Origin of the sequence: Aequoribacter sp. (genome assembly GCF_965659035.1) — a bacterium.
Taxonomy (GTDB): domain Bacteria; phylum Pseudomonadota; class Gammaproteobacteria; order Pseudomonadales; family Halieaceae; genus Aequoribacter.
The window spans coordinates 1,476-3,870 of record NZ_CBFHWH010000090.1 but is presented as its reverse complement, the minus strand read 5'-3'; the positions used below and the strand labels follow the sequence as shown (position 1 = coordinate 3,870).

The following is a 2,395-nucleotide window of genomic DNA, read 5'->3' as shown; positions in this document are numbered from 1 at the left end:
GGCCGCCGCGTAGGCGATTGCGAATATGCCATAGGTTTGAATCAATAAGGGTATAGCGATTAAAACAATGGCGACAGGATTAGCAATAATGGTCTCGGCCTGAAAGCCAAACAGCAGTACAACGGTCGCCAGCAATCCCGTAATGGATATCGGCTTCATCGTACTCAAAAAATCGTTTAAACGTGAATGATCGTTCTCGTTATCGAGTGCGCGACGGGTCAGCGCGCCCGCAACCAGCGGAATTAACACATAAAGTACGACTGATAGTAGGAGTGTACCCCAAGGTACTGTGACGTCTGTAACGCCCAGTAAAAAAGCCGCGATGGGAGCGAAAGCCACGATCATGATCAGATCGTTGACGGAGACTTGAACCAGGGTGTAGTTTGCATCCCCCTTGGTCAGGTTGCTCCAGACAAATACCATGGCCGTGCATGGTGCGACTCCCAGCAAAATCATGCCCGCGATATATTCGGTTGCTGTTTGGGGATCGACGAAATCGACGAACAGCACTTTAAAGAATAACCAACCCAAGAAGGCCATGGTAAATGGTTTTACCAGCCAATTAATCACTAATGTAAGTGCTAGGCCTTTGGGTTTTTTACCGACATCTTTAATGGAAGAGAAATCCACCTGCACCATCATGGGGTAAATCATAATCCAGATGAAGATAGCCACTGGGATGTTCACGTGGGCGACCTCGAGTGCGGCAAACCACTGGAATAATGCTGGGGTCAGATTCCCAGCAACCAGCCCCACCAGAATGCATAGGCTGACCCAAATGCTCAGATAACGTTCAAAAATGCCCATTAGTTTGTCGTCCTTTCAATAAGTTCGGAAAGTGCCGCTTGTCGCTGCTCAGAAGTTTTAGATGCTAGGTCGAGTTGCAATAGTTCACGCACTCGATCCCTGATGATTAAGATACATTCTTCAAAGGCCGCTTTGACTGCCGACTCGCTACCTTCGACTTTGGATGGGTCCTTCAAACCCCAATGAAGTTTGATGGTGTTGCCAAACCATACCGGGCATTGTTCAGCGGCGGCGCTATCGCATACCGTGATTACGATATCGGGCTGCATCGACTCAAAGACGTCCCACGATTGGCTTTGCAGTCCCTCAGTCGAGATTCTGTGTTCTGCTAGATACTTCAGCGAAAGAGGGTGTACCTCGCCCGCGGGCTGGCTGCCGGCGCTGAATGCTTGAATGCGTCCATCCGATAAATGATTGGTGATGGCCTCGCTGAGTATGCTGCGGCAGCGATTGTGGGTGCAAATGTACAATATTTTCATAGAAAGTTGGGCCTTAGTTACAGCAGTCAGGTCGATTTGGCATGTTTAAAAGACGTTGGTGATAACTGCTGATCACGTCTTGTTCCGCTTTGGCTAAAGAATCCAGAATCTGGGACGCCCAGTTCGGGAGTTCATTGGCTAGGGCATAGTACACCCACTGTCCGTGCCGTGAATCTTGAAGGATCCCAGAGCTACGCAACTGAGCTAGATGCCTTGAAATTTTGGGTTGGCTGAGTCCTAGCACATGGGTGAGTTCGCAAACACACAGGCTTCCCTCGTTCTGAACCAGCAGAACGATACTCATCCGAGTACTGTCAGCGAGGTTCTTCATGAAATTGACGGGTAATAGCAAGACGTTAACTCCTCTCAGATCTGCGTATTCAAACATGCGGATATCCATATGTCTATATACTGCTGCCTGCAGATTTTTAATATCGCTGTCGCACTTATGGTTTTATCGAGATTCGAATATCCTAGCAGTCGTTTGGAGTGAAATTTCACTCTGGGAGGTTTTGATCACGGCACTAATACATCAGCATGGAGCCAGTATGGCCAAAGAATTTCGATTTGAAGAATTGATCAAGCGTTTGCAAGCCGCCGAACGCGAGCTCGAAGCTGAGTTGCAGGCGTATTTAGCGGAGCAACGCGATAAATTCCATTACACCTTAGAAAATGGTCGTGTGAAGTTTGAGAGCGAGTTTAAAGCCTTTCAACAACGTTATCGCGTGGGAGCTTGGCGTTACTTAAAAGAAGCTAAGCTCAGCTATATTCTGACAGCACCTATCATTTACGGCATGGTTATACCCTTGGCTTTATTGGACTTGAGCCTCACGCTGTATCAACACCTCTGTTTTAGGGTGTACGGTATACCCTTGGTGAAACGCGCCGACTACTTTGCGATAGACCGCCATCTTCTGAGCTACCTGAACGCAATCGAAAAGTTGAATTGTGTCTACTGCGGCTACGGCAATGGTGTAATTGCCTATGGGCGAGAGATTACCGCTCGAACCGAGCAATTCTGGTGTCCGATCAAGCACGCCCGTAAAGCCGCTGGCACGCATGATCGAGCCGACAAGTTTTTGGAATACGGCGATGCCAATGCCTGGCGA

The 2,395-nt window shown here is 48.5% G+C and carries 4 protein-coding genes; 1 reads left to right on the top strand and 3 read right to left on the bottom strand.

What is annotated here, in order from left to right; translation table 11 throughout:
- From arsB to ACTF5Z_RS10365, 3 genes are all read right to left on the bottom strand, one after another.
- The coding region (arsB, locus tag ACTF5Z_RS10375; protein WP_438985569.1) for an ACR3 family arsenite efflux transporter at positions 1 to 807 on the bottom strand (807 nt) is incomplete at its 3' end.
- A complete protein-coding gene (locus ACTF5Z_RS10370) occupies positions 807 to 1,286 on the bottom strand; it encodes an arsenate reductase ArsC (RefSeq protein ID WP_438985568.1) in 480 nt (159 codons plus the stop codon). The genes ACTF5Z_RS10370 and arsB, both read right to left, overlap by 1 nt.
- A gap of 13 nt (positions 1,287 to 1,299) precedes the next feature.
- Complete coding sequence (locus ACTF5Z_RS10365; RefSeq protein ID WP_438985567.1) at positions 1,300 to 1,674, bottom strand: metalloregulator ArsR/SmtB family transcription factor; 375 nt, start codon at positions 1,672 to 1,674, stop codon at positions 1,300 to 1,302.
- A 160-nt stretch (positions 1,675 to 1,834) separates the two neighbouring features.
- Between ACTF5Z_RS10365 and ACTF5Z_RS10360 the strand changes: the two genes are divergently transcribed.
- On the top strand, positions 1,835 to 2,395 hold a 561-nt coding region (locus ACTF5Z_RS10360; protein WP_438985566.1), incomplete at its 3' end, for a hypothetical protein.